This is a genomic window from Kribbella sp., from assembly GCF_035687465.1.
Classification (GTDB): domain Bacteria; phylum Actinomycetota; class Actinomycetes; order Propionibacteriales; family Kribbellaceae; genus Kribbella.
In genome coordinates, this window is the sequence record NZ_DASRXP010000082.1 from 1 (window position 1) to 6,045 (window position 6,045).

General features: G+C 68.7%; 4 protein-coding genes and 1 pseudogene. 2 read left to right on the forward strand and 3 right to left on the reverse strand.

Annotation, left to right across the window (positions count from 1 at the left end; genetic code table 11):
- The 3 genes and pseudogenes from VFG33_RS04030 to VFG33_RS04040 form a co-directional block, all read right to left on the reverse strand.
- Positions 1-1,697 (reverse strand): annotated as a pseudogene (locus tag VFG33_RS04030) (hypothetical protein); the annotation flags it as partial.
- Between the two features lie 76 nt (positions 1,698-1,773).
- Complete coding sequence (locus VFG33_RS04035) at positions 1,774-2,940, reverse strand: class I SAM-dependent RNA methyltransferase (protein WP_325022495.1); 1,167 nt, start codon at positions 2,938-2,940, stop codon at positions 1,774-1,776.
- Entirely contained in the window at positions 2,937-4,964 is a 2,028-nt protein-coding gene (locus VFG33_RS04040) for an APC family permease (protein ID WP_325022497.1), read from the reverse strand. The genes VFG33_RS04035 and VFG33_RS04040 overlap by 4 nt, the downstream gene beginning before the upstream one ends.
- A gap of 95 nt (positions 4,965-5,059) precedes the next feature.
- Between VFG33_RS04040 and VFG33_RS04045 the strand changes: the two genes are divergently transcribed.
- Together VFG33_RS04045 and VFG33_RS04050 are read left to right on the forward strand one after the other, a co-directional pair.
- Entirely contained in the window at positions 5,060-5,722 is a 663-nt protein-coding gene (locus VFG33_RS04045; RefSeq protein WP_325022499.1) for a potassium channel family protein, read from the forward strand.
- Positions 5,722-6,045, forward strand: a 324-nt coding sequence (locus VFG33_RS04050; RefSeq protein WP_325022501.1) for a potassium channel family protein, incomplete at its 3' end; no start/stop codon positions are given. The genes VFG33_RS04045 and VFG33_RS04050, both read left to right, overlap by 1 nt.

Genomic DNA, 6,045 nt, shown 5'->3' on the forward strand with positions numbered 1-6,045 from the left:
GGGTCCTGGGCGTAGGTCGGGGCGGCGGGCTGGTCGGGGGTGGGGTCTTCGGTGTAGGCGGCGAATTCGCTGGTGGCGTCGTCGGCGGACCAGGGGGCTTCGGGTGGGTCTTCGGTCCAGACCTGGTCCGTCTCTACGTCCGGGGTGTAGGTCGCGGCTGCGGGGGCGTCGGCGAAGAGGCTGGCGTAGAAGTCCTCGCCCTCGTCGACACCTCCGCCGACCCTCGGCGGCTCGGCCGACGGCAACGACTGCTGCCCGTACACCGGCTCCTGCTCGTACTGACCCTGCTCATACCCACGCTGGTCAACTCCCGGCTCGTCATACCCGGTCTGGGCGTAGCCCTGAGCCTCGTACGCGGGCTGCGCTGGACCCTCGTACCCCGGTTGGTCGTCAGGGTCGGGGTTCACCAGGCCTAGGCCTGCGAGGGAGGCGTTCTCATCGTCTCGCTTTTTCTTGCGGCCGAAGCGGCGCTGTTTGCGGGCGGTGACGCCGTACCCGTCCTGCGAAGGCTGGGCGGGCTGGTCGGGTTCCGGCTCGGGTAGTGGTTCGGGCTCGGGCGTGTACGGCGGCTCCGGAGCGAATGGTGAATCCGGGCGCAGCGGCGGCTCAGCCGGGAACGGCGGCTCCGGAGCAAAGGGCGACTCCGACGCGACCGGGATCTCCTCCGTGAACGGCTCATCGGGTTCGGAGGGAGCACCGATGATCTGGTGGGGGCCCTCGTCGATCGGCTGCCCGGTGAACGGGCTGACGCCCGGCGGCACGATGAACGACTCTTCCTCGTCCTCCAGATCGTCCAAATACTCGTCAACCGGAGGGGTCCCAAGCGCGGCCTGGCTAGGTGCAGCCGGCGCGGGTGCCGCCGGCGCGGCCAGAGCAGGTGTGAACGGAGCCGGCGCCGCGGGCGCGGACGGAGCAGGTGCGGACGAAGCCGGTGCCGCAGACGCAACAGGAGGCGCGGAGGCGCCAGGCCCGGAGGTGCCAGGGGCGTAGGTGGCAGGCGCCGAGGGAGTGGGTGTGGAGGACGTGGGCGGGGCGTGGGTGACTGCTGCGGGGGATGCTTCGCCGGGGATGGTTCTGAACGATTCTGAGGCGAGCAGTGCCGCGCGGAGGTCTGGGTGGCGGGGTGAGTTGGCCGCGATGCCCAGCCGGTCGAAGAAGTCGAGCAGCAGTTCCGGCGTGAGCTCTCGCGCCCGGATCAGCCCGACCCCCACCGGCAGCAGTTCGTCCAGTCCGCCGAGGTAGTCGGCCCACTCCGCCGCCCACTCGATCAGCTCGCGGGCTGCTTCCTCGTCGGACGTCAACCACGTCCCGATCCCCGCGAACCCGTCGTCAGCCGGCTGCCACGGATCGCCCGGATAACCTGCCCGCGCCCACGTCCCGTTGAAGCTCCCATAGACGAACCCGAGTTGCCCCGCGGCCATCCGCCGCCTGACCTCCGGCTGCCCGATCCAGTCCGGCGACCCCGCCAGCAGGTCGGCCCCACCCGTCTGGCTGTGCTGGGTGTGGAACCCGAACAACACCGACCGCTCGCGGTCCAGCCGGAGCATCCGCAGGTCGGATCCGGTCTCGTCCTGGTGGTACCAGCCCTGCTCGTCGGCGTACCAGCGGCGGTCGAAGCCGGTGGCGTGGGCGACCGCAGCGAGCGCGCTCCAGCGGGCGCGTAGCTCCTCGGGGTCGTCCAGATCGACGAGCGGCATGAGAGATCTCCTGCTTGTGCCGGTTTCCAGGCAACGTGCCAGTTCAGCGAAAGGTACCTGAGTCGGCAAAGACTAACTACTGTCGCGGTTCGAGCACAGCCACGCACTCTATGTGATGTGTCATCCCGAACAAATCGAACGCCCGCAACGAGCTCACGCCGTACCCGAGCCCGCCGAACGTCTTCAGATCCCGCGCGAGCGCCGCCGGGTCACAGGCGACGTACGCGATCCGCCGGGGTGTGAGGGCGGCGATCCGCCGTACGACGGCCTTGCCCGCGCCGGTGCGCGGCGGATCCAGCACCACCAGATCGACCGACTCCAGCCCCTGCCCCGCCGCGTTGTTCAGGACCTTGTCGACGTCCCCCTGCTCCAACGTCACGGCCGGCAGGTCGTGCAGGTTGCGCCGCGCGTTCCGTACTGCGTCCCGGTCCCCCTCGACAGCCAGTACCGCGCACCCGGCCTCAGCCAGGAACGCCGCGAACAGCCCGACCCCCGAGTACAGATCCAATGCGGTCTCGCCCTCGGCTGGTTCCAGCCCCGCGAGAACCGCATCCACCAGCATCGACGGAGCAGCGGGATGCACCTGCCAGAACCCGCCCGCCTCGACCCGGAAGCGCCGGTCCCGAACCACCTCGACCACGCGTCCGGCCGAGTTGTCGTCGGTCAGCACGGCCGTCTTCCCCTCGGACGACACCACCGCCTGGACCGAGGACGCCTCCGGCCATCGCTGGTCGAGCACTGCCGGGGTATCCGGATGCGCGATCAGACACTGGTCGATCGGGATCAGGTCGTGTGAGCGGTGCGCGAACATGCCAGGCCGGCCGTCGACCACGGAGTACCGCATCCTGGTCCGCCAGCCGAGGCCGTCGTCGCCGGGCGACTCCATCGTGATGTTGCGCTCGATGCCGCCGATCCGCCGCAGCGTGTCCGACACCACGGTCGCCTTCAGCCGGCGCTGCTCGACGATGTTGGCGTGCTGGAAGTCGCAACCACCGCAGCGCCCGGGTCCGGCGTACGGGCAGGGTGGTTCGATCCGCTGCGGCGACGCGGTCAGGATCTCGATCGCGTCGGCGCGCAGGTACTTCGTGGTCTGCTCGGTCACCCGAGCCCGGACGACCTCGCCGGGCAACGCGTGCCGGACGAACACGACCTGGCCGTCATGGCGCGCGACACAGTGCCCGCCGTGCGCCACCGGGCCCACCTCCAGCTCGACGACCGCCCCGACGATCTCTTCTTCCGTCACCTGTCTCCTGAGCTCTTGCGCGCGCCCCGGCGAACTTGGCCGGCGACTCGCTCTTCACGGTCCTGCCGCTCCTCAGCCGCCTGGGACGAGATCAGCTGGTAAGGAACGGACGTAACCATCACACCAGGTGTGAACAAGAGCCGGCCCTTGAGCCGCAGCGCGCTCTGGTTGTGGAGGATGTGCTCCCACCAGTGCCCGACCACGTACTCCGGGATGTAGACCATCACCACATCCCGCGGCGACTGCCGCCGGATGTCGCGCACGTACTGCAGGATCGGCCGGGTGATCTCCCGGTACGGCGAGGCCAGGCGCTTCAGCGGCACCGGGATGTCTCGGCGATCCCATTCGGCCTGCAGCGCCTCCGACTCGTCCCTATCGACATCGACCGTGACAGCCTCGAGCATGTACGGCCGGGCCGCCTTTGCGAAGGCAAGCGCACGCAGTGTCGGCTTGTGGAGCTTGGAGACCAGCACGATCGCGTGCACCCGGGCCGGCAGGCTGACCTTGTCGCTCTCGTCGACGGCCATCTCCCGGCCGACGGTGTCGTAGTGCCGCCGGATGCCCTTCATCAGCAGGAACAGCAACGCCATCGCGATGATCGCGATGTAGGCGCCGTGGGTGAACTTGGTGACCAGCACGATCACCAGCACGGTGCCGGTCAGGGTCAGGCCGATGGCGTTGATGGTGCGGGACCGGTACATCTTGCGCCGTACGGCACCGTCGGTCTCGGTCTTCAGGTGCCGGGTCCAGTGCCGGATCATGCCGAACTGGCTGAGCGTGAACGAGACGAACACCCCGACGATGTACAGCTGGATCAGCTTGGTCACCTCGGCGTCGAACGCGATGATCAGCAGCACCGCGCACAGGGCCAGCAGGATGATGCCGTTGCTGTAGGCGAGCCGGTCGCCCCGGGTGTGCAACTGCCGCGGCAGGAAGCCGTCCTTGGCCAGGATCGAGGCCAGCACCGGGAACCCGTTGAACGCGGTGTTCGCCGCCAGCACCAGGATCAGCATGGTCGCGCCGATCACCAGGTAGAAGCCGGGCGAGAAGTTGGAGAAGACCGAGTCGCCGATCTGGGCGATCACCGTTTTCTGGGTGTAGCCGTCCCCCACCGGTTCACCGTTACGGAGCAACTGGTGGGCGGGATTCTCCGCGAACCGGAGCCTGATCTTGTCGGCCAGGAACAGGATGCTCATCAGCATCGTCACCGCGATGGTGCCGAGCAGCAGCAGTGTGGTCGCCGCGTTCTTGCTCTTCGGCTTGCGGAAGGCCGGAACTCCGTTGCTGATCGCCTCGACGCCGGTCAGGGCCGCACAGCCGGACGAGAACGCCCGGGCCAGCAGGAAGGCCGCGGCGAACCCGCTGAACACCTCGTGCCCCGGCTCCGGCCGCACCTCGAAGCCGGCGCTCTCGGCCAGCGGCAGATTCCCCGCGCTGAGCCGGACCAGCCCCCAGATCGCCATCCCGATGATCGAGGCCATGAAGATGTACGTCGGGATCGCGAACAGCGCACCGGATTCCCGCACCCCGCGCAGGTTCAACGCCGTCAGGACCAGGACCAGGCCGACGCCCAGCGGGACCTCGTGCCCCGCCAGGAACGGGAGGGCGGACTTCGCGTTCTGGACCCCGGAGGAGATCGACACCGCGACGGTCAGGACGTAGTCGACCATCAGCGCGCTCGCGACGGTCAGTCCCGCGGTCGGCCCGATGTTGACCGTGGCCACTTCGTAGTCGCCACCACCGGAGGGGTAGGCGTGCACGTTCTGGCGGTAGGAAGCGACCACGATCAGCATCACGAAGGCGACCAGCAGGCCGATCTTCCAGGAGAACGAGTAGGCCGCCAGGCCGGCGATCGAAAGGGTCAGGAAGATCTCGTCGGGCGCGTAGGCGACGGACGACAGAGCGTCACTGGCGAACACGGGGAGCGCGATCTTCTTCGGAAGCAGCGTCTCGCCGAGCTGCGTACTGCGCAGCTTGCGTCCGATGAGGATGCGTTTGCCGATGTCGCCTAGAGCGGGGGTCACACCGGTGATGTTAGAGGGACGGTAGGTCCGGTGTAGCGTCTATCCCTGCCGAACCGATGCCAGCGGCCCTGTGAGGGGCAAGGAGTGATCTCGGAGTGCACGTCGTCATCATGGGCTGCGGCCGCGTCGGGTCGACGCTCGCCCGAACGCTGGAGAAACGCGGCCATACGGTCGCGATCATCGACCAGTCGGCCGACTCGTTCCGCCGCCTCAGCCCCAACTTCTCCGGCCGCACCATCACCGGGATGGGCTTCGACCGGGAGATCCTGATCGAGGCCGGCATCGAGGACGCCGAGGCGTTCGCCGCGGTCTCCAACGGCGACAACTCCAACATCCTGGCCGCCCGGGTGGCGCGGGAGAACTTCGGCGTCGAGAACGTCGTCGCGAGAATCTACGACCCGGGCCGCGCCGAGGTCTACCAGCGGCTCGGCATCCCCACCGTCGGCACGGTGAGGTGGACCGTCGATCAGATGATCCGGCGGTTGCTGCCCAGCGGTTCGGAGCCCGAGTGGCGCGATCCGTCGGGCACGGTCCGGCTGGCCGAGGTGCACGTGCACTCCGGCTGGGTCGGCCGGCAGGCGCTGGACATCGAGAAGGCCACCGGCGCGAAGGTCGCGTTCCTCACCCGGCTCGGCGAGGGCATCCTGCCGAAGACGGACACCGTCATCCAGGAGGGCGATCTCGTGCACGTGGTCATGCTGGAGCGCGACGCCGCGGCGATCGAGTCACAGCTCGACGCCAAGCCTGAGGAGCTGTGATGCGGGTAGCCATCGCCGGCGCCGGGAACGTCGGGCGATCGATCGCCGCCGAACTGCTGGAGAACGGCCACGAGGTCCTGCTGATCGACAAGGACCCGCGGGCGATCAAGGCGGAGTCCGTACCGCGCGCCGAGTGGCTGCTGGCGGACGCCTGCGAGCTGTCCTCCCTGGAGGAGGCGGCCCTGCAGCGCTGCCAGGTCGCGATCGCCTCCACCGGTGACGACAAGGTCAACCTGGTGATGTCGCTGCTGGCCAAGACCGAGTTCGGCGTCCCGCGGACCGTTGCCCGGGTCAACCACCCGCGCAACGAGTGGATGTTCAAC